This window comes from Citrobacter sp. CK194 (assembly GCF_030333395.1).
GTDB classification, from domain to species: Bacteria; Pseudomonadota; Gammaproteobacteria; order Enterobacterales; family Enterobacteriaceae; genus Citrobacter_B; species Citrobacter_B koseri.
Window position 1 is genome coordinate 52,913 of the sequence record NZ_JAOWGA010000017.1, and the last position, 24,706, is coordinate 77,618.

Consider the following 24,706-nt stretch of genomic DNA (forward strand, 5'->3'; position numbering starts at 1 on the left):
AAAATAATAAAGGGGCGTGGTTTCCCACGCCCCTGCTGACTTTTTATTATTTCCAGCAAATCAGACAGTAATTCTTTTTACCGCGGCGCAACAGCGTGTAGCGCCCGAATAAAATGTCGCTGTCCTGGAAGAAATATTCCGGGTCTGACTGTTTTTCACCGTTGATGGTCACCGCATTAGAGGCGATGGTTTTACGCGCCTGACCACGAGACGGTTGCAGTTCGGAATCCACCAGCGCCTGCATCAGATCGGCACCTTTTTCCATCTCGATCATCGGCACGCCATCCTGAGCCAGTTGTTCGAAATCGGCTTCGCTGAGATCGCTCAGATTACCGTTGAACAGGCTTTCAGTGATACGTTTCGCCGCAACCAGACCTTCTTCGCCATGCACCAGGCGCGTGACCTGCTCTGCCAGCACATACTGGGCACGCGGCGCTTTACCGCTGTTCTTATCTTCTTCTTCCAGCGCATTGATCTCGGCAATGTCCATGAAGGTGAAGAATTTCAGGAAGCGGTACACGTCAGCATCTGCGGTGTTGATCCAGAACTGGTAGAACTTGTACGGACTGGTCTTTTTCGGATCCAGCCATACCGCGCCGCCTTCGGTTTTACCGAACTTGGTGCCATCCGCTTTGGTGATCAGCGGTACGGTCAGGCCGAACACCTGGTTCTGATGCAGACGACGGGTCAGATCGATACCGGAGGTGATGTTGCCCCACTGGTCAGAGCCGCCGATTTGCAGCGTAACGCCGTGCAGTTTATTCAGGCAGGCAAAGTCATAACCCTGCAACAGGTTATAGGAGAACTCGGTAAAGGAGATGCCCTGATCGTCACGGTTCAGACGTTGCTTCACCGCTTCTTTGTTGATCATCTGATTGACGGAGAAGTGCTTGCCGATGTCGCGCAGGAAGGTCAGCACATTCATGCCGCCAAACCAGTCGTAGTTATTCGCGGCAATGGCGGAATTGTCACCACAGTCAAAATCGAGGAACGGTGCAACCTGCTTGCGGATTTTATCCACCCACTCCTGCACAGTATCTTCGGTGTTCAGTTTACGCTCAGCGGCTTTAAAGCTCGGGTCGCCAATCAGACCGGTCGCGCCGCCTACCAGCGCAACAGGCTTGTGACCCGCCTGCTGGAAGCGTTTCAGGCATAACAATGGAACAAGATGCCCCAAATGCAAGCTGTCAGCGGTAGGGTCGAAGCCGCAATAGAGCGCGATCGGGCCTTGCGCCAGTCGCTCTGCTAACGCTTCCTCGTCCGTTACCTGGGCCACCAGCCCCCGCTCTTGCAATTGTTTAATCAAGTTACTGCTTGCCATCAAAATCTCCATGTATAAAACGACTGCACCTTTGCCGGTACACGACTTTTCGCCAGACGCGAAAGGTATATAGAATAAAGCGCTGACGCACGCAGCGCTAGCGCTTAACACAACAAATTTCGGGGTTTAAGGAGCAAGCCGGTCAATTTTCCACGCGTTGTTTTCGCGCTGGTATAAAAAGCGGTCGTGTAAACGGTGTTCGCCGCCCTGCCAGAACTCCATCTGTTCAATATTGACGCGGAATCCGCCCCAGAAGCTGGGCAACGGGACTTCCCCTTGCTGGAACTTCTGCTTCAGCTCAAGGAACTTGCTTTCCAGAATGCCGCGCGCAGAGATTCGGCTGGATTGTTTAGACACCCAGGCGCCAATCTGGCTGTCGCGCGGGCGGCTGTGGAAGTATTTCACCACTTCAAGCGTGGAAAGGCGTTCCGCTTTGCCAGTCACCATCACCTGCCGTTCCAGCATATGCCACGGGAACAACAGACTGATACGCGGATTATTTTCGAGGTGATGCGCCTTACGGCTGCCCAGGTTGGTGTAAAACACCATCCCTTTTTCATCGTAATGTTTAAGCAGCACAATGCGTTGATAAGGCTGGCCGTTTTCATCGACGGTGGCGACCACCATCGCGGTCGGGTCCGCCAGTCTGGCATCACATGCCTGACCCAGCCAGCGTTCGAAAAGGGTTAACGGTTCAGCGGGAAGATCGTGGCGACGCAGGCCGCCTCTGGTGTATTCACGGCGCAGATGCGCGATTTGCTGCAATTCGTCGTTATCAGACATGGTGTTCGCTACGGATTGTCAGTGGGTGGCGCTATTGTGCGCCGCCCAGGTGAAAATCTCAACGCTTCGGGTTTTGTAACTGGCAGTTATTCAGCACAATTCTGTCGCGTTTATAGACCGTTGCGCCATCGCCTTTTGACCAAAAGACGTAGATGCCGTCCGTGTAACGTGCTCCCGACGCAGACATGCCCTGTTTGAGGTTCAGCAGTTTATTGTCGTAAACAAAATTCACCTCTTGCCGGGTATTGTTCATTTTTACGGTAAGCGGTTTTTCATCACACTGATATTCCAGCGTGTCCGTTTGCATACGCTCAAGCAATTGGTTGTAGACGCTACAACCGCTCAGGAGCACAGGCAGACATACAATGAGCAGTTTTTTCATAGACATATCCCGAAGACTTTCCTGGTCCGAAGGGCAAATACGCCCTTCCTAACCCTTTCAGTTTAACGGCAGACAGGCCCGGAAAAATTCAGTTAACTCTGAGTTCGTGGGTTCGCCGGGAAAATGGCCCCCAGAATGCTGGATTCTGTGGCCCCCGTCACCGAAGGGAGGTTCCCCGGCAACCCGGCGAGCGTGCGCCACGCCAGCCAGGCAAACGCCAGCGCTTCCATATCATCGCCACTGATCCCGGCTTCATCCGTGCTGGTAACTTCCGTACCCGGCAGCAACCCGGCCAGACGCGCCATCAGCAAAGGGTTACGACTCCCGCCGCCGCACACCATCAGCCGCTCGCAGCCGCCGCTTAACAGAACCTGTTCAGAAATTGTCACTGCGGTCAGCTCAGCCAGCGTTACCTGAATATCACGGGGAGCGAGGCCAGGAAAGGCCGAAAGGTGGCGTTCTATCCAGCCGTAGTTGAAATACTCACGCCCGGTGCTTTTCGGCGCGGGCGCTGAAAAATAGGGATCGCTCAACATATTTTGCAGCAGCGGAATTATCACTTTTCCTTCGCTGGCCCATTGCGCGTCTTTATCATAAGGCTTACCGCACTGCCGCCAGATCCAGGCATCCATGAGCATATTGCCTGGCCCGGTATCGTATCCTCTTACCGGTTGACCCGGTATGAGCAAAGACAGGTTGGCGATACCGCCAATGTTCAGCACCATCCGACGCTCTGTCGGGTGCGCCAGCAACGCCTGGTGAAACGCGGGAACCAACGGCGCGCCTTGCCCGCCCAGCGCAATATCGCGACGACGAAAATCACCGACAACCGTTATCCCGGTTCGCGCGACAATTTGGTTGTTATCACCGATTTGTAAGGTATGCGGCGCAGCGCCGGTAGGTTCATGCCAGACCGTCTGACCATGACAGCCGATGGCGACAATATCCCGCGGCCGCAGTTTTTCCTGCGCCAGTAGCGCGTTCACCGCGTCGGCAAAAAGCTGCCCGAGCTGCGTATCCAACTGGCCAAACTGGGAAAGCGTGAGTTGTTGCCCCTGGCAAATATCCAGAATGGCTTGTTTAAGATGAACGGGGATGGGCCAGGTCAGGCTCGCCTGCTGTGCGACCATCGTTTCATCAATTGCCGCCAGCACAACATCGACGCCATCAAGGCTGGTTCCAGACATAACGCCGATAAAACGGCCCGATTTCATACATCTTCCTTTTAGCGTGTTAAGCATGATTTTAGCGTTACCACTCAACCACAAAGTTTCCGCTAATACCATGCTTCATTAAGCATTTTTACCCTTCGATGCAGACGCTGACACTCTGTTCTGATAAATCTCATGGATGATTCGTTTATACTTGGTTAACCCAAATCTGATTATGATTTTCACATTGTTCCAGCAGAACATGTGCCTTTACGGTCGTATATGCCATATAATTTAACCATGAGGGATGCTTTGTGGCGTTTCATGGTGAACAGGAGATTTATAGATGATTAAACGTGTGCTGATCGTTTCACTGATGGGCTTATCTTTAGCGGGTTGTGTGAATAACGATAGCCTTTCCGGTGATGTCTATACCGCGTCCGAGGCGAAACAAGTGCAGAATGTCACATACGGCACTGTCGTTAACGTTCGTCCGGTGCAAATCCAGGGCGGTGATGATTCCAACGTGATCGGCGCTATCGGTGGTGCAGTGCTCGGTGGTTTCCTCGGTAATACCATCGGTGGCGGGACGGGTCGTTCACTGGCGACGGCCGCTGGCGCAGTCGCTGGCGGCGTAGCGGGACAAGGCGTCCAGGGCGCGATGAACAAAACTCAGGGTGTGGAACTGGAAATCCGTAAGGATGACGGCAACACCATCATGGTGGTACAGAAACAGGGCGATACCCGTTTCTCCGCAGGTCAGCGTGTTGTTCTGGCCAGCAACGGCAGCCAGGTTACTGTTTCTCCGCGCTAATCCAACAGACGTGTGGTCAGCCTCTGGCCACACGCCTTTCTTCTGGTCTTAGTTCTGAGACTGCAACTCAATAATATTGTGCTCAAGTTTCGCAATCAGCTTAATTAACAGCTCAAGTTCCTGCGGCGAAATCCCTTCCAGAATCTCTCCACGCGTTTTATTGATCACGGCTTCCATCTCTGTGATGAGCGGTTCCGCCTTCTCCGTCAGCTTAATTCGCTTGGCGCGACGATCGCTGGCGCAGGTTTGTCGTGAGATAAGCCCTTTGTCTTCCAGCTGATCCAACGTACGCACCAGAGACGGTTGTTCAATGCCAATCGCTTTGGCTAACTGTATTTGCGACTGATCCGGCGGAAGTTGGTGAATATTATGCAGCGTTACCCAGTGTGTCTGCGTCAACTCCAGAGGTTTCAGGCGATGGTCAATCAGAGCACGCCAAATGCGCACCAACCGTGCCAGATCAGAACCTAGTGGCGATTCCAATTTCATCTCCTTATAATTAGCTTGCTAAGATATTATACTGATTTTAGAATAGTGTGCAGCATTTATATGCTCAAAACAAATGTATTGCTAAATTTGCTTACAGGTAGACATTTTTTCAGACATTATGCGGAAAAGACGTGCTGTACCTCGGTTTTTACTAAACCTATAGCAACGCTGTTTAACGCAAAGGATTCTTGCTTGTGACGTTTATACCCACTGCAACAGGATTGCCCCTACAAGATCTGGTGATCGGCGCATCTGTCTATTTCCCTCCGCTTTTCAAAGCATTCGCGCTTGGATTTGTTATCTGGCTGCTGGCGCATCGCCTGCTACGCGACTGGATTTACTCGGGTGAAATCTGGCATCCCCTGCTGATGGATCTGTCGATATTTGCACTTTGCGTGTGCCTGAGCCTTATTTTGCTGATTGCGTGGTGATTATGTCGCTTAAAACAATGAAATACTTTTCAACGATTGTGGTTGCGGCCATTGCGGTTCTGGCCGGTTGGTGGCTATGGAATTACTACATGCAGTCTCCGTGGACGCGCGACGGTAAAGTACGGGCGGAACAGGTGAGCATTACGCCTCAAGTCTCCGGCAGCATCACCAAACTCAATATAAAAGATAACCAGTTCGTGAATGCAGGCGATCTGCTCTTTTCTATCGATAAGACCCCTTTTCACATCGCTGAGCTTAATGCGCAGGCAGAACTGGCTAAAGCCCGCTCCGATTTAGCGAAAGCCAATAATGAAGCCAACCGGCGTCGCCATTTATCACAAAATTACATCTCTGCCGAAGATATGGACACCGCAAACCTGAACGTTAAAGCGATGCAGGCCAGCGTCGAAGCGGCGGAAGCGTCATTAAAACAGGCGCAATGGCAATTAGCCCAGACCGACGTTCGCGCGCCGGTCGCGGGCTGGGTGACAAACCTCTCAACGCGCACGGGGGATTACGCCGCCACCGGCCAACCGCTGTTTGCGCTGGTCGACAGCCACTCGTTCTACGTCATGGGATATTTCGAAGAGACGAAACTGCGCCATATTCGCGAAGGCGCTCCGGCGCAGATCACCCTCTACAGCGGCAACGTAAAGTTACAGGGTCACGTCGCCAGTATTGGCCGGGCGATTTATGATCAAAGCGTGGAGAGCGATTCCGGCCTGGTTCCTGACATTAAACCTAACGTTCCCTGGGTTCGTCTGGCGCAGCGCGTACCGGTGCGTATCGAATTTGATGCGTTACCCCATGATGTCACGCTGGTTTCGGGCACAACATGCAGCGTGGCTATCGGTCAGCGCTAATGAAGCTCCCTCACCTGACCTGGCGCGATACGCCCTGGTTCAAAGCGACCTCTGGGCAATGGCGCTATGCATTGCGCAATACCCTCGCCATGTGCCTGGCGCTGACGTTCGCCTACTACATCAATCTGGATGAGCCATACTGGGCGATGACCTCTGCCGCCGTGGTAAGTTTTCCGACGGTAGGCGGCGTGATCAGTAAAAGTCTGGGGCGTATTGCCGGGAGTTTACTTGGCGCCACCGCCGCGCTCATCATCGCAGGTCACACGCTAAACGAACCCTGGCTCTTTTTATTAAGCATGGCGGCCTGGATTGGCTTTTGCACCTGGGCCTGCGCCCATTTCACCAATAACGTCGCCTACGCCTTCCAGCTGGCGGGTTACACGGCCGCCATCATCGCCTTTCCCATGGTCAACATCATCGAGGTCACACAGTTGTGGGATATCGCCCAGGCCAGGGTCTGCGAGGTGATCGTTGGTATTCTTTGCGGCGGCATGATGATGATGATCCTGCCCAGCACCTCTGACGGCACGGCGCTGTTGACCGCGCTGAAAAATATGCACGCACGGCTGCTGGAGCACGCCAGCCTGCTCTGGCAGCCGGAAACCACCGATGCAATACGTTCCGCCCATGAAGGGGTTATCGGCCAAATTTTGACGATGAACCTGCTGCGCATTCAGGCATTCTGGAGTCACTACCGTTTTCGTCGCCAGAACGCGCTGCTTAACGCTCTGCTACATCAGCAGCTTCGCCTGACCAGCGTCATTTCCAGCCTCCGCAGGATGTTGTTGAACTGGCCCAACCCGCCGGAGCAGACCCGCGATGTGATTGAACAACTGCTGGCCGCGCTGGCTAATCCGCATACCGACAGTTATACCGTCGCGCGCATTATTGCCCCGCTACATCCGAAAAACCGACAAGATTACCGCCACGTCGCCTTCTGGCAGCGATTGCGCTATTTCTGCCAGCTCTACTTACACAACAGCCATCAGCTACGGTTGCTGGAAAACGGCGCCGCAGTCGATGAGATCAAAGTAACACACAGCCCCGGTCTGGCCCGCCATACGGACAACGCCGAAGCGATATGGAGCGGATTGCGCACATTTACCACCCTCATGGTGATTGGCGCGTGGAGTATCGGTTCACAATGGGAATCCGGTTCAGGGGCATTAACGCTGGCGGCCATCAGTTGCGTGCTCTATTCCGCCGTCGCCACGCCGTTTAAATCACTCTCTTTATTGATGCGCACGCTGATTCTGCTCTCGTTGTTCAGCTTCGTCGTCAAATTCGGTTTGATGGTGCAGATAACCGATCTCTGGCAGTTTTTGCTGTTTCTGTTTCCTTTGCTGGCCACGATGCAACTGCTGAAGCTGCAAATGCCGAAACTCGCCGGACTTTGGGGGCAGTTGATCGTTTTTATGGGATCGTTTATCGCCGTCACCAATCCCCCCGTGTATGACTTTGCTGATTTTCTTAATGACAATACGGCTAAAATTGCCGGGGTCGCGCTGTCGTGGCTGGCCTTTGCGATCCTGCGTCCGGGTTCGGATGCCCGCAAAAGCCGTCGCCATATCCGCGCATTGCGCAGAGATTTTGTCGATCAGCTCAGTCGTCATCCATCGCACAGCGAGAATGAGTTTGAATCGCTGACTTATCATCACGTCAGTCAACTCAGCAATAGCCAGGATGCGCTGGCGCGACGCTGGCTGTTACGCTGGGGAGTGGTACTGCTGAATTGTTCACATGTGGTGTGGCAACTGCGTGCCTGGGAAACCCGCTCCGACCCGCTTTCGCGCGTCCGGGATATCTGTATTGCCTTGTTGCGCGACGTGATGAGTGAGCGCGGCGTACAGCAACGACCGCTGGCGGCCACGCTCCAGGAGCTACAGCGTATTTGCAACACGCTGTCGCATCATCATCAACCTGCGGCTCAGGAACTGGCGGCGCTCATCTGGCGATTACACTGCTCGCTGTCGCAGCTTGAGCAAGCGCCCCCGCAGGGTTCACTGACATCCTGACTATTTGATGACGCCGCAGGCGTAACGCTCGCCACCACCGCCAAGCGGTTTCGGCTGATCGGACATGTTATCGCCGCCGACATGGATCATCAGCGCTTTATCTTTGATTTCATCAAGAGATTTCAGGCGCGGCGCAGTAACAGGCGTGGTGGCTATCCCGTCATTATTGACCACCAGCACGGGAAGATCGCCCATATGCCCGGCGCCTTCCGGCCCCTCGTGCTTCCCGGTATTGTGCGGGTCGAAATGCCCGCCCGCCGCTTCTGCCGCCGAGGCTTTACCCTCTTTAATCGCAGGCTGGCAACTGCCGTTAGCATGGATATGAAAACCATGTTCACCCGGCGGCAGCGCTTTCAGATCGGGAGTAAACTCCAGCCCTTTATCCGTTTCGGCAATAGTTACGCTGCCAATCGACTGCCCGACGCCTTGCGAAGTCACCAGATTCATCGTCACTTCTTCACTGGCGGCCTGTGCACCCGCACAGGCCAGCAGGGTTAACATTGCCAGACTCAAACGCTTCATAAGACCTCCGTCAGATGTGTTTACCCGGTTAAGTGTAAACCAGTGACACAATTTTGAACGGAAAGCCGAAAACGGAGTATTACGGCACGTCGTAACCTAACGCCGCTTTGCGGATGCGGAACCATTGCTGACGCGACATCGTCAGAGACTCCGCCTCAATCGCTGCGCGTACGCGCTCAATTTTACCGGAGCCGATAATCGGCAACGGCTGAGACGGCAGGCGTAAAATCCACGCATATACCACCTGCTCAATCGTGGTCGCGTTCAGCTCTTCCGCAATCGCGGCAAGTTCGTTGCGCAGCGGCGCGAATTCATCATCATTAAACAGACGACCGCCGCCAAGACAGGACCACGCCATCGGTCGAATACGCAGTTGCTGTAGCTGATCCAGCGTGCCGTCCAGTAGCAGCGGCTGATGAACCGGTGAAATCTCAACCTGGTTCGTGGCAAGGGTAAACGGCAGACGCGATTGCAGTAGCGTAAACTGGGCCGGGGTAAAGTTAGAGACGCCAAAATGGCGCACTTTTCCGCTCTGGTGGAGATGCTGGAATGCTTCCGCGACGTCGTCCGCATCCATTAGCGGGTCGGGACGATGGATGAGCAGCAGATCAAGACGGTCGGTCGCCAGATTTTTCAGGGACTGTTCAGCGCTGGCAACAATGTGGTCGCGGTCAGTGATGTAATGGCCGAGTACATTTTCAGCCCGGGCGGTCGTGGCGATACCACACTTCGTTACGATCTGCATCCGCTCACGCAGGTGCGGTGCCAGTTTCAACGCTTCGCCAAACGCGGCCTCACATTGATAACCGCCGTAGATATCCGCATGGTCAACGGTCGTGACGCCCAGATCAAGATGCTCTTCAATAAAGCTGACCAGCTGACGCGCAGACATATTCCAGTCCATCAGACGCCAGTAACCCATCACGAAGCGCGAAAATTCCGGGCCTTGCGGGGCAATAGTGATACGCTGAACCATAACCGCTTCCTCATATATAGATGTTTAGCGAGTATACGCAATTACGGTTTCAAAAGAGTGAGGGTTGTTGAGGTTCTTCCTGCAGGTTCGGTTTGTTTGCGCGTAATTTGCGCATAAGACGCTGACGACAAAGCCGCAACACGTTCTGCTTCTCGGCGTCGCTCATTTTTTGCCAGTTGAAACGCTCATCCCGACTGCGCAGACAGCCGCGACAAAATCCGCGCTCATCCGACTGACAGATCCCCCGGCACGGGCTTGGGACGGGAAAAAACTCTAACTGCTCGGCCACACTCTCTCCTCAACGAAAGCACTTATGCTTATTGAAGACGCTAACTGGCTTTCTGGCAACCTGACTTGCATTAGACCGATTGGTCTATTACACTCGGCGGCATGAACAAACAGACTGAACATGATACCCGCGAACATCTTCTGGCTACCGGCGAGCAGCTTTGTATGCAGCGTGGCTTCACCGGAATGGGATTGAGCGAGCTGCTCAAAACCGCCGAAGTGCCGAAGGGGTCGTTTTATCACTATTTTCGTTCCAAAGAAGCGTTTGGCGTCGCCATGCTGGAACGGCATTACGCCGGATATCATCAGCGGCTGGCAACGCATTTTGACGCCGGAGCGGGCAACTACCGTGACCGCATTCTGGCTTACTATCAGGAAACCCTGAATCAGTTTTGCCAGCAAGGCACTATCAGCGGCTGTTTGACCGTAAAGCTGTCCGCCGAAGTGTGCGATCTCTCAGAAGATATGCGCACTGCGATGGACAAAGGCGCGCGGCATATTATTACGCTGTTAGCGCAAGCGCTGGAAAAAGGACGCGAAGCCCGCTGTCTCTCTTTTGCTGGCGAGCCGCTGCAACAGGCGCAGATCCTGTATGCGCTGTGGTTAGGCGCGAATCTGCACGCCAAAATTTCTCGCAGTGCCGCCCCGCTTGAAAGCGCGCTGGCACATGTAAAAACGATTATCGCAACGCCTGCGGCTTAACGGGCGTTTTTATTTTCCTTATCACTAGACGACCGGTCTACTTATACCAGGAGCCATTATGTCATCTGAAAAACTGTTTACCCCGCTGAAAGTGGGCGCAATTACGGCAGCAAACCGTGTGTTCATGGCCCCTCTGACGCGTTTGCGCAGCATTGAACCGGGCGACATTCCCACCCCGTTAATGGCCGAGTATTATCGTCAACGTGCCAGCGCCGGGCTAATCATCAGCGAAGCGACGCAGATCTCCGCACAGGCGAAAGGCTATGCGGGCGCGCCGGGTTTGCACAGCGCGGAGCAGATCGAGGCATGGAAAAAAATTACCGCTGGCGTTCATGCCGAACAAGGGCACATTGCTGTTCAACTCTGGCATACCGGTCGAATCTCTCATTCCAGCCTGCAACCCGGCGGCCAGCCTCCCGTCTCCGCGTCTGCGATCGGCGCTGGCACCCGTACCTCGCTGCGCGATGAAAACGGCCAGGCCATTCGTGTCGACACCTCAATGCCGCGCGCGCTGGAAACCGACGAGATCCCAGGCATCGTCAACGATTTCCGTCAGGCTATCGCCAATGCGCGTGAAGCCGGTTTCGACCTGGTAGAACTGCATTCCGCCCACGGCTATCTGCTGCACCAGTTCCTTTCCCCGACGTCAAACCATCGTACTGACCAGTACGGCGGTAGCGTTGAGAACCGCGCGCGTCTGGTGCTGGAAGTCGTCGATGCCGGTATTCAGGAATGGGGGGCAGATCGAATTGGTATCCGTGTTTCCCCTATCGGCACATTCCAGAATGTCGACAATGGCCCGAATGAAGAAGCCGATGCGCTCTATCTGATTGAGGAACTGGGTAAACGCGGCATTGCCTATCTGCACATGTCCGAACCTGACTGGGCTGGCGGCGAACCGTATACTGACGCCTTCCGTGAGAAAGTTCGCGCCCGCTTCCACGGCCCAATCATTGGCGCGGGCGCCTATACGCCGGAAAAAGCGGAAGACCTGCTCAATAAGGGCCTGATCGACGCCGTCGCGTTTGGCCGGGCGTATATTGCTAACCCGGATCTGGTGGCTCGTCTGCAACGCAAAGCAGAACTTAACACACAACGCGCAGAAAGCTTCTACGGCGGCGGCGCTGAAGGTTACACGGACTATCCTACCCTGTAATCCTGCGTTGGTAGCGGCGTAAAAACGCCGCTATACTAGAACAACATTTTGAATGTATTGACCATTCAGTACTTTTGAGGGGAAAAAGATGCGTTTACTTCATACCATGCTGCGTGTTGGCGACTTGCAGCGTTCCATCGAATTCTATACCAACGTACTGGGCATGAAGCTGCTGCGCACCAGCGAAAACCCGGAATACAAATACTCTCTGGCATTCGTGGGTTACGGCCCGGAAAGCGAAGAAGCGGTGATCGAGTTAACTTACAACTGGGGCGTTGATAAGTACGAGCTGGGTACGGCCTATGGCCATATCGCCCTGAGCGTCGACAATGCTGCCGAAGCCTGCGAGCGCATTCGCCAGAACGGTGGTAACGTCACGCGTGAAGCGGGTCCGGTAAAAGGCGGCTCCACCGTCATCGCGTTTGTTGAAGATCCTGATGGCTACAAAATTGAGCTGATTGAAGCCAAAGACGCTGGTCGCGGTCTGGGCAACTAATCTCCCGCCGGGCACAGACTCTCTGTGCCCGTTGTTTTACTGCATCTCAGCGTAAAATTTGCCATAATGCGCGCTGCAATTTTTCCGTATTAAGAGACCCAGATGTCCGATAACGCTCAACTTTCCGGTCTGTGCGACCGTTTTCGTGGTTTTTATCCTGTCGTCATTGATGTCGAAACGGCGGGATTCAATGCCAAAACCGATGCGCTGCTTGAGGTTGCCGCCATCACGCTGAAAATGGATGAACAAGGCTGGCTGATGCCGGACACGACGCTGCATTTCCATGTTGAGCCGTTCGAAGGCGCAAACTTACAGCCCGAAGCGCTTGCCTTTAACGGAATCGATCCTTCTAACCCGCTGCGCGGCGCGGTCAGCGAGTACGATGCGCTGCATGCTATTTTCAAAATGGTGCGCAAGGGAATTAAAGACAGCGGTTGCAATCGTGCGATCATGGTGGCCCATAACGCCACGTTCGATCACAGTTTTATGATGGCCGCCGCTGAGCGCGCTTCGCTGAAACGTAACCCCTTCCACCCCTTCGTGACCTTTGACACTGCGGCCCTGAGCGGCCTGGCGCTGGGACAGACCGTGCTGTCAAAAGCGTGTCTGGCGGCGGGAATGGAGTTTGATGGAACGCAGGCGCACTCTGCGCTATACGACACCGAACGAACGGCCGTTCTGTTTTGCGAAATCGTTAACCGCTGGAAGCGTCTTGGCGGCTGGCCGTTGCCAGTACCAGAAGAGGCATAATCGTGTCGGGTGGCGATGCCCGCGCGTCCTGATAAGCGATGTGCCATCAGGCAACCGCGTTTTCAGCAAAAAAAAAGCGACCAGATGGTCGCTTTTTTATTTCAGCTGAATTACTCAGCGTCAGGCTCTTCGGTTTTGTATTTTGCCGCAGTCTCTTTGATCAACTGCTGCAACTCACCGCGCTGGTACATTTCAATTAAGATATCGCAGCCGCCAACCAGCTCACCGTCCACCCACAGTTGCGGGAAGGTCGGCCAGTTTGCATATTTCGGCAGCTCGGCGCGAATGTCCGGGTTTTGCAGAATATCGACATAGGCAAAACGTTCACCACAGGCAGAAAGCGCCTGAACAGCCTGCGCGGAAAAACCGCAGCTTGGCAGTTTTGGAGAGCCTTTCATGTACAGGAGAATCGGGTTTTCAGCGATCTGGCGCTGGATTTTTTCGATAGTGGTGCTCATTGTCTTGCTTCCTTAAACTTCTTTACGGCAGTAGTCTGACATTGTAGCGGGTCAGGCTGGCAACGGAAAATAACATTTTCATCACGCTTTACTATTTTATCGTCTGAAGCCTGAAGTTGCATTCTAAATATCTCTTATCCACTTAAACAGTATGGAATTGTTTATCTGTTGACCCGTTTCCGCTTTTGTTGCTGCTTTTTTTTGCACTCAATAACGAAACGCGATTTTAGATGACAAAAGCTATTAACTTCCGGGGATTTTATAGATTAGAATCGATGCGTTTTGTAAATCATACGCAGGCATGAATTCGACCTGCCCTTAACCAGAGGATTGCTCAGTGGCGCGGATAAACCGGATCTCGATCACGCTCTGTGCTTTGCTTTTTACCACGCTCCCTTTTACGTCAATGGCGCATGCTTCCCGGCAAGCCAGGGCGACGCCTGCCGCGCATGTCACGAAAACGGCAGATAAGCAGAAGAACACCGCGACCAGCAAGAAAAAAACGAAGACTGCAAAAAAAGCCGTGAGTAAAACCCAAAGTAAAACGGCCTCCACATCGAAAAAACGTATTACCTCCCCTGCGAAAACCAGCAAAACCGCAAGCCGTCGTAGCAAACCCGCCACCACACAAACCGCCGCCGTAATTTGGACGGAAAAATGTACGCCGCGCAAGGGTCGTAAGCCGCATTGTGTCAAAGTAAAAGGCGCCCCGCTTGCCATTGCCGATGCGCATAAAGCGAAAATGCAGAAAGCCACCAACACGGCGATGAATAAATTAATGAATCAGATTGGCAAACCGTATCGTTGGGGCGGAACGTCTCCACGAACCGGTTTTGATTGCAGCGGTCTGGTTTATTACGCATATAAGGATCTGGTGAAATTCCGCATCCCGCGTACTGCAAATGAAATGTATCATTTGCGCGATGCCGCGCCGATTGAACGTGGCGAACTGAAAAATGGCGATCTCGTGTTCTTCCGTACTCAGGGTCGCGGTACTGCCGATCACGTTGGCGTTTACGTTGGCAACGGCAAATTTATTCAGTCGCCGCGCAGCGGTCAGGAAATACAGATTACCTCTCTTAGCGAAGATTACTGGCAGCGCCATTACGTGGGCGCACGCCGGGTCATGACGCCGAAAACCATTCGATAAAACGTTACCCTGTAGTATGGCTACAGGGTAAGTTCTTCTTTTGTATCACCTTTCAATTTGCTACCCTATCCTTACGTACAATAAGGTTATTGTGCGCACCTAATATAAATATAAGGAGAGAAGCAATGTCGTTTGAATTACCTGCATTACCGTATGCCAAAGATGCTCTTGCACCGCACATTTCTGCTGAGACGCTGGAATATCATTACGGCAAACATCATCAGACCTATGTGACCAACCTTAACAACCTGATCAAAGGCACGCCGTTTGAGGGGAAATCACTGGAAGAGATCGTTCGCAGCGCTGAAGGCGGCGTCTTCAATAACGCGGCCCAGGTCTGGAACCACACCTTCTACTGGAACTGCCTGGCACCAGATGCTGGCGGCGAACCAACGGGTAAACTGGCTGACGCCATTGTCGCGTCCTTCGGCAGCTTTGCCGATTTCAAAGCGCAGTTCACCGACGCCGCAATTAAGAACTTCGGTTCCGGCTGGACCTGGCTGGTGAAAGGGACGGATGGGAAACTGGCTATCGTCTCTACGTCGAATGCCGGTACGCCGCTGACCACCGACGCCACGCCGTTGATGACCGTTGATGTGTGGGAACATGCCTACTATATCGACTACCGCAATGCCCGTCCTGGCTACCTGGAGCACTTCTGGGCGCTGGTAAACTGGGACTTTGTGGCGAAAAACTTCGCGGCATAAAGAGAATAACGCAGAAGGGAGCCCCTTCTGCGTTTTAATGCTGCGCTTAGCTCGCCACGCAAACGTCTTCAGGCTGTCTGCGCGCAGAGACAAAGACCAGCAACAGCGCAAGCCCTGCCACAATCGCCCCCATCACCGGTACGAAACTGTAGCCCAAACCACCGGAAATCACTGCGCCCCCCGCCGCTGCGCCAAGCGCATTACCGAGATTAAAGGCACCGATATTGACCGATGAAGAGAGGCCTGGCGCTTCGCTGGCAACCCGCATGACGCGCATTTGTAAAGGCGGAACCACCGCGAATGTCGCCGCCCCCCATACCACCATGCTGATAGCGGCGCCCACTTCATTGCGCGCCAGGAACGGGATCGCCAGCATAATCACCATCAGCAGCAGCAAAAATCCTTTCAGGGTGCCGTTAACCGAACGATCCGCCAGTTTTCCCCCCAGATAGTTGCCGATAGAAAAGCCAACGCCAATCAGTACCAGCATACCGGTAACGAAAGCAGACGTTGCATGCGTAATGCTGTGCAGCACCGGGGCGATATAGGTATAGAGCGTAAACATCGCGCCTGCGCCCAAAACGGTGGTCAGTAATGCCGATAACACCTGTGGTCGCAACAGCACCGCCAGCTCTTTGCGCACCTCAGGGCGCTCTCCCGCACCGCCTTTCGGCAACGAGAAAAAGAGGCTAATCATTGAAATTACGCCCAGCCCCGCCGTCGCCATGAAGGACATACGCCAGCCAATGGTTTCCCCCAGCCAGGTCGCCGCAGGAACACCGCCAATATTGGCGATCGTCAGCCCCATAAACATGGTGGCGACCGCGCTGGCCTGTTTATGTTTGGGGACGACGCTGGCCGCCACCACCGACCCCAGACCGAAGAAAGCGCCGTGATTCAGGCTGGTCAGAATCCGCGACAGCATCAACGTAGTGTAATCCGGCGAGATGGCCGACAGCACATTTCCGAGAGTAAAAATCGCCATCAAAAAAATAAGCGCATTACGACGTGCGCGATGGGAAAGCAGCAGCGTCATCAACGGCGCGCCGACCATCACACCAACGGCATACGCGCTGATTAGCATTCCGGCCGCAGGAATCGAGACATCCACGCCGCGAGCGATAACGGGCAACAAGCCCATCGGAGAGAACTCGGTGGTTCCAATACCAAATGCGCCAATTGCCAGCGCCAGTAAGGGATAATTTATTTTCATACATCGACTCCGCAGCTTCGTGCCGTCACGGGGCACGCAAAAGAGTCAAAAGCATGACATCAATCACAAAACTAATAAAGTAAGCAAAATAGCAAAAGACTTTTACGATTTGGTTAAAAATGAGGAAGAAGAGAGAGGAAAGACAGAGGGAGAATGCTCTCCCTCAGAGGTAAATCAGTTCAGTGCGGCAGTCAGACCGCCTGCGACAATCAGGCCCAGCACAATAATGGTGGTCACTAACGAAAATTTCAGATCGGTGCTCATCAAGTTTTCTCCTTTTTATTCCCACACAAAAAGTGATATTGCGCATTTTTACACACTTGAATGCAAAAATCTCCCATGATTTATATTGATAAGCGCTTTTAACTCTTCCCCTTTTCGTCAAGATCAGACAAAATTCCACGCTTACTTGATTAGCGTACCGGCCATTGCCCCCTTCCTGATGTTCCGTGTCGTTTTCCCGGCGTGCCGCAACCCTGACGTTGCGATCAAGGTGTGTAAAGGCAAACGTTTACTTACAGTATTTTCAGGAGTTCAGGATATGGTCTGGAGTGAGATGTAATGGCAACAATTAAAGATGTGGCGAAGCGAGCAAACGTTTCCACTACAACCGTATCACACGTAATTAACAAAACGCGCTTCGTTGCGGAAGAGACGCGCAACGCGGTATGGGCAGCCATTAAAGAGCTGCACTACTCTCCCAGCGCGGTTGCCCGCAGCCTGAAGGTTAACCACACCAAATCGATTGGTTTGCTGGCGACCAGCAGCGAAGCCGCCTATTTTGCTGAAATTATCGAAGCCGTTGAAAAGAACTGTTTCCAGAAAGGATATACGCTGATTCTGGGCAACGCCTGGAACAACCTGGAAAAACAGCGCGCGTACCTCTCCATGATGGCGCAAAAACGCGTGGATGGCCTGCTGGTCATGTGTTCCGAATACCCTGAGTCCCTGCTCTCTATGCTTGAAGAGTATCGCCATATCCCGATGGTGGTGATGGACTGGGGCGAAGCCAAAGCGGACTTTACCGATACGGTCATTGATAACGCCTTTGCAGGCGGCTATATGGCCGGTCGTTATCTGGTTGAACGCGGCCACCGTGAAATTGGCGTGATCCCCGGCCCGATGGAACGCAACACCGGCGCAGGTCGTCTGGCTGGCTTTATGAAAGCGATGGAAGAAGCGCTGATAAACGTGCCGGAAAACTGGATCGTTCAGGGTGATTTCGAGCCGGAATCAGGCTACCGCGCGATGCAGCAAATGATCTCCCAGTCTCACCGCCCGACGGCCGTATTCTGCGGTGGCGACATTATGGCGATGGGCGCGTTGTGCGCCGCTGACGAGATGGGGCTGCGCGTACCGCAGGATATCTCGGTCATCGGCTACGACAACGTGCGCAACGCGCGTTACTTTACGCCTGCGCTGACGACGATTCACCAGCCGAAAGATTCTCTGGGTGAAACGGCCTTCAATATGCTGCTTGACCGTATCGTCAATAAACGCGAAGAGTCGCAGTCCATTGAGGTGCATCCGCGTCTGATTGAGCGTCGCTCTGTCGCCGATGGCCCGTTCCGCGACTATCGCCGTTAATCCCCTTCTGCGGGAGCCTCTTCCGGCTCCCGTAACCACTCTTTATTCAGCGTTTCGCTGTCGCCCAGATAGTCCAGTAGCCAGGCCAGCGCGGGCGACGTGTCATTCTGCTGCCACGTCAGACAGCACGCCGCATCAGGAAACGGATTCTCAAGCTGTAGCGCCACCCATTTCCCGCTGTCGATCCACGGCTTAGCAAAGTGGGTCGGCACCATTCCCACACACAGTCCCGCTGAGAGGCAGGTCGCTGAAGATTCCCAGTCCGGCACCACCACGCGTTTTTGGTTATCCAGCAGCCAGGTGATGCGCTTCGGAAGCGTACGCGAGGTATCCTCCCGGACCAGCGACGGCCAGTTGCGCAACGTATCGTCACTGAGCGGGCCAGCCATTGACGCCAGCGGATGATGGCGGGCGACCACGCAGCTCCAGCTCAGCATCCCCATATCGCGAAAGGTGTAGCGTCCTCCAACCGGAATGGCCTGCGTCGCGCCGATAGCCAGCTCCACGCGCCCGTCCGACAGCGCATCCCAGACGCCGTTAAATACCTCCTGAAAGACCAGCAATTCCACATCATCAAAATGACGATAAAAATCAACAATCATCTGCCGGGTGCGCTCCGGCTTAACAATATTGTCGACCGCAATCGCCAGTTGACCCCGCCAGCCGTTGGCTATCTGCTGGCACTGCTGCCGGGTGATCTGCATTTTTTTGATAACAGAGCGCCCTTCCTTTAAAAACCATGCCCCGGCGGGGGTCAGTTCAACATCCCGATGGCGTCGTTCGAAAAGCGGCACCGCCAGCCACTCTTCCAGTTGACGGACGGTGTAGCTCACCGCAGAAGGCACGCGGTGCAACTCCTGCGCCGCAGAACTAAAACTGCCATTACGGGCAACGGCATCAACCACTTCGAGTGAATATTCTGACCACATATTCTGCCTGCAAAAATTTTGAATCCAGTAGCCAAATATTAGCGTTTCACAAGCAGAATTTCACTCCCTACACTCAGCGGCAATGTCTTACTTCTGGAAAAGAGAAACAATTATGCAACCCGGAAAAGGTTTTTTAGTCTGGCTGGCGGGTCTCAGCGTGCTGGGCTTTCTGGCAACAGATATGTATCTGCCCGCGTTCGCGGCAATTCAGGCCGACCTGCAAACACCGGCGGCGGCTGTCAGCGCCAGTCTCAGTCTGTTCCTGGCCGGTTTCGCCGTCGCGCAACTGCTGTGGGGGCCGCTGTCAGACCGTTACGGGCGTAAACCCATTTTGCTGCTGGGTCTCTCCATCTTTGCGCTGGGCAGTCTGGGGATGATGTGGGTCGAAAGCGCTACCGGGCTGCTGGTACTGCGTTTTATTCAGGCGGTGGGGGTTTGTGCCGCTACGGTGATCTGGCAGGCGCTGGTGACGGATTATTATCCAACGCAAAAAATTAATCGCATCTTCGCCACCATTATGCCGCTGGTCGGTTTATCGCCCGCCCTTGCGCCTTTACTCGGCAGTTGGATCCTGACGCATTTTTCCTGGCAGGCCATTTTTGCCACGCTGTTCATCATTACGCTGATATTGATGCTGCCCGCCTTACGCTTAAAGCCAACAACAAAAGCACATGACCACAGCCAGGAAAAACTGACCTTCGCCAGCCTGCTGCGTTCACAAACTTATCGCGGCAACGTCCTGATTTACGCCGCCTGCTCCGCCAGCTTTTTTGCCTGGCTGACGGGTTCCCCGTTTATCCTCAGCGAAATGGGCTATAGCCCGGCGGTGATTGGCCTGAGCTATGTACCGCAGACCATCGCGTTCCTGGTGGGCGGTTACGGTTGCCGCGCGGCGCTGCAAAAATGGCAGGGTCAACAGCTGTTGCCCTGGTTACTGGTTCTCTATGCGCTGAGCGTGGTCGCCACCTGGGGCGCCAGCTTCATCAGCCATGTTTCGCTGACGGAGATCCTGATTCCATTCTGTGTGATGGCTATCGCGAACGGCGCGATCTACCCTATCGTGGTCGCCCAGGCGCTGCGCCCCTTCCCGCAAGCGACCGGACGCGCAGCAGCCTTACAGAACACGCTGCAACTGGGTCTGTGTTTCCTGGCAAGCCTGGTCGTTTCGTGGCTGATCAGCACGCCGCTGCTTACCACCACCAGCGTAATGCTGTCGACGGTGGCTCTGGCGGCGCTGGGATACTGGCTGCAACTTCAGGCGCAGGAACCGGCCGCGCGCGCAGCAAACACCGAAGTTGCGCACAGCGAATCTCACTAAAAATGTTCAACAACAGGTAATTAGCTCGCTAACAATTTTCGGTTGTATCATCGAATTTTGAGGCCTATACTAAATTTCGGTTGTTAATATTACGATAATTATTATGCGTTAACGGGAACCGGAGCGTTCCCGTTTCACCACGGATGGCCTTTTCGGTAAGGGTTCCTCCCTTCCTCTGTTCTACGTCGGATAATAGACTCGCGGAATTATTCCGTGAGATTTCTCACAAAGCCCAAAAAGCGTCTACGCTGTTTTAAGGTTCTGATCACCGACCAAGTGATGGAGAAGCTATGAGTTCATCGTGTATAGAAGAAGTCAGCGTACCAGATGATGACTGGTATCGTATCACCAACGAATTGCTGGGCCGTGCGGGTATCGCCATCAATGGCACTGCCCCGGCGGATATTCGTGTTAAAAACCCCGATTTTTTCAAACGTGTATTACAGGAAGGATCGCTGGGGTTAGGTGAAAGTTATATGGATGGCTGGTGGGAATGCGACCGACTGGACATGTTTTTTAGTAAAGTCTTACGAGCCGGTCTCGAAAACCAACTCCCCCACCATTTCAAAGATACGCTGCGTATCGCGGGCGCACGCCTGTTCAACTTACAAAGTAAAAAACGCGCCTGGATAGTCGGGAAAGAACATTACGATCTCGGCAACGATCTTTTCTCCCGCATGCTCGACCCGTATATGCAATATTCCTGCGCTTACTGGAAAGATGCCGACACACTGGAATCCGCCCAGCAAGCGAAGCTGAAGCTCATTTGTGAAAAACTACAGTTGCAGCCGGGTATGCGCGTGCTGGATATCGGATGCGGCTGGGGTGGCTTGTCCCAGTTTATGGCGTCCAGTTATGACGTCAGCGTCGTTGGCGTCACGATTTCCGCCGAGCAGCAAAAGATGGCCCAGGAACGTTGCGCAGGTCTGGACGTTTCTATTCGGCTACAGGATTATCGCGACCTTAACGATCAGTTTGATCGCATTGTATCTGTTGGTATGTTTGAACACGTCGGGCCGAAGAACTATAAAACCTATTTTGAAGTGGTCGACCGTAATTTGAAACCGGACGGTATTTTCCTGCTCCACACTATCGGTTCCAAAAAGACGGATAATAATGTCGACCCGTGGATCAATAAGTATATTTTCCCGAACGGGTGCCTGCCGTCTGTTCGCCAGATTGCGAATGCCAGCGAATCGCATTTCGTGATGGAAGACTGGCACAACTTTGGCGCAGATTACGACACCACCCTGATGGCCTGGTATTCTCGCTTTATCAACGGCTGGCCGGAAATTGCAGATAATTACACCGAACGGTTTAAACGCATGTTCAGTTATTATCTGAATGCATGCGCCGGGGCGTTTCGCGCCCGTGATATACAGCTATGGCAGGTGGTTTTTTCTCGCGGCGTCGAACACGGCCTGCGTATTCCCCGCTAATCCTGATAACCCCCGCGCTGCGGGGGTTTTTACGTCGGGTTACGCGTCGCCTGCATGCAGATTCGCCGCGCTTTCCCGTGCCGCCAGCACGCGCTCGACGGTGTCAACAACCGCCTGGGTCTGCGGATCAATTTCGATATTGACGCGAGCGCCCAGTTTTTTCTTACCCAGCGTGGTGCGTTCCAGCGTCTCCGGGATCAGATGAACGCAAAAGCGCGTTGGCGTCACTTCCCCTACCGTCAGACTGATGCCATCGATGCCGATGAATCCCTTATACAGGATATATTTCATCAGCTGCGGGTCCTGAACTTTAAACCAGACCTGACGATTATTCTCAGAGGTCAGAATTTTCGAAATTTCAGCCGTGGTCATAATGTGACCCGACATTAAATGCCCGCCAATCTCATCGCTGAATTTCGCCGCACGCTCCACGTTAACGAGATCGCCGACGCTCAGATCGCCAAGATTGGTAATGCGTAACGTCTCTTTCATCAGGTCAAAGCTGATCTGATTACCGTTTATTTCAGTGACGGTCAGGCAACAGCCGTTGTGCGCCACCGATGCGCCAGTCTCCAGCGCGTCCAGCATGTGTTCAGGTAATTCCACGACATGCGTGCGGAAATTCGGTTTTTCATCAATCGACACCAGTTTCGCGGTGCCCTGCACAATACCTGTAAACATACCTGCAACTCCTGAAATCAGTTAATACATCTCTGCCCAGCACAATAGCAGGTGGAAAATCAGGTTGCCAGCAAAGCGCTAAAAGCACCTGTTTTTTCACTGGAGAATTACGTATTCCTCGCTACAATAGACTGAAATTTCCCCTGCATTTTCTTCTTGCTGCCATTTAAGGCGGCTTTTTTAGTCTCTCAAATAACAACAAATAATAGGTGTATACGTGCAGAAGTATATCAGTGAAGCGCGTCAGTTATTAGCTCTGGCAATACCGGTGATTCTTGCGCAAATCGCCCAAACCGCGATGGGATTCGTCGATACCGTGATGGCTGGCGGGTACAGCGCCACGGATATGGCTGCCGTCGCTATCGGCACATCTATCTGGCTGCCCGCCATTCTGTTTGGTCATGGGCTGTTACTGGCTCTGACCCCGGTTATCGCGCAGCTCAACGGCTCTGGCCGCCGCGAACGCATCGCTCACCAGGTGCGACAAGGCTTCTGGCTGGCGGGCTGTGTGTCCGTTCTCATTATGTTTGTGCTATGGAATGCCGGATACATTATCCGTTCTATGCATAACATTGATCCTGCGCTGGCGGATAAAGCCGTGGGCTATCTTCGCGCGCTCCTGTGGGGCGCGCCGGGATACCTGTTCTTTCAGGTTGCGCGTAACCAGTGCGAAGGTCTGGCAAAAACCAAACCCGGCATGGTCATGGGCTTCCTTGGCCTGCTGGTCAACATTCCGGTGAACTATATATTCATCTATGGCCACTTCGGTATGCCGGAACTCGGCGGCGTGGGCTGCGGCGTTGCCACGGCGGCGGTCTATTGGGTGATGTTTATCGCGATGGCCTCGTATGTGAAACGTGCGCGTTCAATGCGCGATATCCGCAACGAGCGCGGATTCAGCAAGCCGGATACGGCGGTCGTGAAACGTCTGGTACAGCTAGGTTTGCCGATCGCCCTGGCGCTGTTTTTTGAAGTCACCCTGTTTGCCGTGGTGGCGCTGTTGGTTTCACCGCTGGGTATTGTGGATGTCGCAGGCCACCAGATTGCCCTGAACTTCAGTTCGCTGATGTTCGTATTGCCGATGTCGCTGGCGGCTGCGGTTACCATCCGCGTGGGCTATCGACTTGGCCAGGGCTCAACGCTGGATGCCCAGACAGCCGCCAGAACCGGACTGGGCGTCGGGGTTTGCATGGCCGTTATCACCGCAATTTTTACCGTGACGCTGCGTGAGCCTATCGCCCTGCTCTATAACGACAATCCTGAAGTGGTCACGCTCGCCGCGCAACTGATGCTGCTGGCGGCGGTGTATCAAATTTCCGATTCGATCCAGGTTATCGGCAGCGGTATTTTGCGTGGTTATAAAGATACGCGGTCGATTTTCTTTATTACCTTTACAGCTTACTGGGTGCTGGGATTACCGAGCGGTTATATCCTCGCGCTGACCGATCTGGTGGTGGATCGCATGGGACCGGCCGGGTTCTGGATGGGCTTTATTATCGGCCTGACGTCTGCGGCTATTATGATGATGCTGCGTATGCGATACCTGCAACGCCAGTCATCAGCGATTATTTTGCAGCGCGCTGCGCGATAAATCAGCAATAGCCGCCGGACGGCGGCTATTCTCTCGACATTTTGCGCGTTTCCTCTGCAATCGAGTGAAATCAGGAAGAAAATTACGTTTTCCCTCTTGCCTCATTCCGGCTCTGCCGCTAATATTCGTCCCCGTTGTCATCTGCAACATTGCGTTCATAGCTCAGTTGGTTAGAGCACCACCTTGACATGGTGGGGGTCGTTGGTTCGAGTCCAATTGAACGCACCATCCTGCGTCTGTAGCTCAGTTGGTTAGAGCACCACCTTGACATGGTGGGGGTCGATGGTTCGAGTCCATTCAGACGCACCATTCTTTATCCACACAGCACACTGTTCCCACAGCGCATTGTTCCCACAAATCTTTCCTGAATTCATGGTTTGACCGTTGTACAGACCAACAACCGCAACTGTCCCTTCACGCCTGCTGCCCTGATATTAATTATCTTACTGATTTTATTCTATTTAATAACCTGAAATTGCCGCTAACGGCAGCGC

The 24,706-nt window shown here is 53.7% G+C and carries 26 protein-coding genes, 2 tRNA genes and 1 pseudogene; 16 read left to right on the forward strand and 13 right to left on the reverse strand.

Annotated elements, in window-relative coordinates:
* Positions 1–46: 46 nt before the first annotated feature.
* The 4 genes from tyrS to anmK all read right to left on the reverse strand — a co-directional run bounded on the left by tyrS (position 47) and on the right by anmK (position 3,700).
* Positions 47–1,321, reverse strand: coding sequence for a tyrosine--tRNA ligase (gene tyrS, locus OGX80_RS08575; RefSeq protein WP_024130365.1), 1,275 nt, complete (start codon positions 1,319–1,321; stop codon positions 47–49).
* A gap of 126 nt (positions 1,322–1,447) precedes the next feature.
* Positions 1,448–2,104, reverse strand: coding sequence for a pyridoxamine 5'-phosphate oxidase (gene pdxH, locus OGX80_RS08580; RefSeq protein WP_049011113.1), 657 nt, complete (start codon positions 2,102–2,104; stop codon positions 1,448–1,450).
* A 58-nt stretch (positions 2,105–2,162) separates the two neighbouring features.
* The gene (mliC, locus tag OGX80_RS08585) at positions 2,163–2,492 is read right to left on the reverse strand and encodes a C-type lysozyme inhibitor (protein WP_012132523.1); all 330 of its coding nucleotides are present in this window, start codon (positions 2,490–2,492) and stop codon (positions 2,163–2,165) included.
* Positions 2,493–2,578: 86 nt separating this feature from the next.
* A complete protein-coding gene (gene anmK / locus OGX80_RS08590; protein WP_115181678.1) occupies positions 2,579–3,700 on the reverse strand; it encodes an anhydro-N-acetylmuramic acid kinase in 1,122 nt (373 codons plus the stop codon).
* A 283-nt stretch (positions 3,701–3,983) separates the two neighbouring features.
* Between anmK and slyB the strand changes: the two genes are divergently transcribed.
* Complete coding sequence (gene slyB / locus OGX80_RS08595; RefSeq protein ID WP_012132525.1) at positions 3,984–4,451, forward strand: outer membrane lipoprotein SlyB; 468 nt, start codon at positions 3,984–3,986, stop codon at positions 4,449–4,451.
* Between the two features lie 48 nt (positions 4,452–4,499).
* Here the strand turns inward: slyB and slyA are convergent, their stop codons facing one another.
* The gene (slyA, locus tag OGX80_RS08600) at positions 4,500–4,940 is read right to left on the reverse strand and encodes a transcriptional regulator SlyA (RefSeq protein WP_012132526.1); all 441 of its coding nucleotides are present in this window, start codon (positions 4,938–4,940) and stop codon (positions 4,500–4,502) included.
* A 194-nt stretch (positions 4,941–5,134) separates the two neighbouring features.
* Here slyA and OGX80_RS08605 point away from each other — a divergent pair, with 194 nt between their 5' ends.
* The 3 genes and pseudogenes from OGX80_RS08605 to OGX80_RS08615 all read left to right on the forward strand — a co-directional run bounded on the left by OGX80_RS08605 (position 5,135) and on the right by OGX80_RS08615 (position 8,274).
* On the forward strand, positions 5,135–5,371 hold the full coding sequence (locus tag OGX80_RS08605; RefSeq protein WP_012132527.1) for a DUF1656 domain-containing protein: 237 nt from the start codon (positions 5,135–5,137) through the stop codon (positions 5,369–5,371).
* Between the two features lie 2 nt (positions 5,372–5,373).
* On the forward strand, positions 5,374–6,234 hold the full coding sequence (locus tag OGX80_RS08610) for an efflux RND transporter periplasmic adaptor subunit (protein WP_058669073.1): 861 nt from the start codon (positions 5,374–5,376) through the stop codon (positions 6,232–6,234).
* A pseudogene (locus tag OGX80_RS08615) lies at positions 6,234–8,274 on the forward strand (FUSC family protein). The gene OGX80_RS08610 and the pseudogene OGX80_RS08615 overlap by 1 nt, the downstream one beginning before the upstream one ends.
* Here OGX80_RS08615 and sodC read toward each other — a convergent pair.
* The 3 genes from sodC to OGX80_RS08630 all read right to left on the reverse strand — a co-directional run bounded on the left by sodC (position 8,250) and on the right by OGX80_RS08630 (position 10,036).
* Positions 8,250–8,771, reverse strand: a complete 522-nt coding sequence (sodC, locus tag OGX80_RS08620; RefSeq protein WP_012132530.1) for a superoxide dismutase [Cu-Zn] SodC — start codon at positions 8,769–8,771, stop codon at positions 8,250–8,252. The pseudogene OGX80_RS08615 and the gene sodC sit on opposite strands and share 25 nt — an antisense overlap.
* 79 nt (positions 8,772–8,850) lie before the next feature.
* Complete coding sequence (locus tag OGX80_RS08625; RefSeq protein ID WP_012132531.1) at positions 8,851–9,747, reverse strand: aldo/keto reductase; 897 nt, start codon at positions 9,745–9,747, stop codon at positions 8,851–8,853.
* 49 nt (positions 9,748–9,796) lie between these two features.
* Positions 9,797–10,036: a DUF1289 domain-containing protein gene (locus OGX80_RS08630; protein ID WP_115181680.1), complete on the reverse strand. Its 240-nt coding sequence runs from the start codon at positions 10,034–10,036 to the stop codon at positions 9,797–9,799.
* 101 nt (positions 10,037–10,137) lie between these two features.
* On the opposite strand from OGX80_RS08630, the gene OGX80_RS08635 reads away from it, so the two are divergent.
* From OGX80_RS08635 to rnt, 4 genes are all read left to right on the forward strand, one after another.
* Positions 10,138–10,737: a TetR/AcrR family transcriptional regulator gene (locus OGX80_RS08635; RefSeq protein WP_047457263.1), complete on the forward strand. Its 600-nt coding sequence runs from the start codon at positions 10,138–10,140 to the stop codon at positions 10,735–10,737.
* 58 nt (positions 10,738–10,795) lie between these two features.
* The gene (locus OGX80_RS08640; protein WP_115181681.1) at positions 10,796–11,893 is read left to right on the forward strand and encodes an alkene reductase; all 1,098 of its coding nucleotides are present in this window, start codon (positions 10,796–10,798) and stop codon (positions 11,891–11,893) included.
* Positions 11,894–11,981: 88 nt separating this feature from the next.
* On the forward strand, positions 11,982–12,389 hold the full coding sequence (gene gloA, locus OGX80_RS08645; protein ID WP_024130371.1) for a lactoylglutathione lyase: 408 nt from the start codon (positions 11,982–11,984) through the stop codon (positions 12,387–12,389).
* A 102-nt stretch (positions 12,390–12,491) separates the two neighbouring features.
* On the forward strand, positions 12,492–13,139 hold the full coding sequence (gene rnt, locus OGX80_RS08650; RefSeq protein ID WP_012132536.1) for a ribonuclease T: 648 nt from the start codon (positions 12,492–12,494) through the stop codon (positions 13,137–13,139).
* Between the two features lie 110 nt (positions 13,140–13,249).
* On the opposite strand, the gene grxD is transcribed toward rnt, so the two are convergent.
* On the reverse strand, positions 13,250–13,597 hold the full coding sequence (gene grxD / locus OGX80_RS08655) for a monothiol glutaredoxin 4 (RefSeq protein WP_003832760.1): 348 nt from the start codon (positions 13,595–13,597) through the stop codon (positions 13,250–13,252).
* A 337-nt stretch (positions 13,598–13,934) separates the two neighbouring features.
* Between grxD and OGX80_RS08660 the strand changes: the two genes are divergently transcribed.
* Entirely contained in the window at positions 13,935–14,747 is an 813-nt protein-coding gene (locus OGX80_RS08660) for a C40 family peptidase (RefSeq protein ID WP_115181682.1), read from the forward strand.
* Between the two features lie 125 nt (positions 14,748–14,872).
* The gene (gene sodB / locus OGX80_RS08665) at positions 14,873–15,454 is read left to right on the forward strand and encodes a superoxide dismutase [Fe] (RefSeq protein ID WP_110494293.1); all 582 of its coding nucleotides are present in this window, start codon (positions 14,873–14,875) and stop codon (positions 15,452–15,454) included.
* A 46-nt stretch (positions 15,455–15,500) separates the two neighbouring features.
* Here sodB and OGX80_RS08670 read toward each other — a convergent pair whose 3' ends face one another.
* Positions 15,501–16,667, reverse strand: a complete 1,167-nt coding sequence (locus OGX80_RS08670; RefSeq protein WP_115181683.1) for an MFS transporter — start codon at positions 16,665–16,667, stop codon at positions 15,501–15,503.
* Between the two features lie 174 nt (positions 16,668–16,841).
* The gene (cydH, locus tag OGX80_RS08675) at positions 16,842–16,931 is read right to left on the reverse strand and encodes a cytochrome bd-I accessory subunit CydH (protein ID WP_096753851.1); all 90 of its coding nucleotides are present in this window, start codon (positions 16,929–16,931) and stop codon (positions 16,842–16,844) included.
* Positions 16,932–17,228: 297 nt separating this feature from the next.
* Between cydH and purR the strand changes: the two genes are divergently transcribed.
* A complete protein-coding gene (gene purR / locus OGX80_RS08680) occupies positions 17,229–18,254 on the forward strand; it encodes an HTH-type transcriptional repressor PurR (protein WP_012132544.1) in 1,026 nt (341 codons plus the stop codon).
* Here purR and punR read toward each other — a convergent pair.
* Positions 18,251–19,183, reverse strand: a complete 933-nt coding sequence (gene punR / locus OGX80_RS08685; protein WP_012132545.1) for a DNA-binding transcriptional activator PunR — start codon at positions 19,181–19,183, stop codon at positions 18,251–18,253. The genes purR and punR overlap by 4 nt on opposite strands.
* Before the next feature lie 112 nt (positions 19,184–19,295).
* On the opposite strand from punR, the gene punC reads away from it, so the two are divergent.
* Together punC and cfa are read left to right on the forward strand one after the other, a co-directional pair.
* Positions 19,296–20,501: a purine nucleoside transporter PunC gene (punC, locus tag OGX80_RS08690; RefSeq protein ID WP_024130373.1), complete on the forward strand. Its 1,206-nt coding sequence runs from the start codon at positions 19,296–19,298 to the stop codon at positions 20,499–20,501.
* A gap of 290 nt (positions 20,502–20,791) precedes the next feature.
* The gene (gene cfa / locus OGX80_RS08695) at positions 20,792–21,940 is read left to right on the forward strand and encodes a cyclopropane fatty acyl phospholipid synthase (RefSeq protein WP_115181684.1); all 1,149 of its coding nucleotides are present in this window, start codon (positions 20,792–20,794) and stop codon (positions 21,938–21,940) included.
* Between the two features lie 39 nt (positions 21,941–21,979).
* On the opposite strand, the gene OGX80_RS08700 is transcribed toward cfa, so the two are convergent.
* The gene (locus tag OGX80_RS08700; RefSeq protein ID WP_012132549.1) at positions 21,980–22,621 is read right to left on the reverse strand and encodes a riboflavin synthase; all 642 of its coding nucleotides are present in this window, start codon (positions 22,619–22,621) and stop codon (positions 21,980–21,982) included.
* A gap of 217 nt (positions 22,622–22,838) precedes the next feature.
* On the opposite strand from OGX80_RS08700, the gene mdtK reads away from it, so the two are divergent.
* The 3 genes from mdtK to OGX80_RS08715 all read left to right on the forward strand — a co-directional run bounded on the left by mdtK (position 22,839) and on the right by OGX80_RS08715 (position 24,521).
* Positions 22,839–24,212 (forward strand): multidrug efflux MATE transporter MdtK, encoded by a 1,374-nt coding sequence (gene mdtK / locus OGX80_RS08705; RefSeq protein ID WP_047457282.1) that lies wholly within the window; start codon positions 22,839–22,841, stop codon positions 24,210–24,212.
* 151 nt (positions 24,213–24,363) lie between these two features.
* A tRNA-Val gene (locus OGX80_RS08710) sits at positions 24,364–24,440 on the forward strand.
* 4 nt (positions 24,441–24,444) lie between these two features.
* Positions 24,445–24,521: transfer RNA gene (locus OGX80_RS08715), tRNA-Val, on the forward strand.
* Positions 24,522–24,706: the final 185 nt, after the last annotated feature.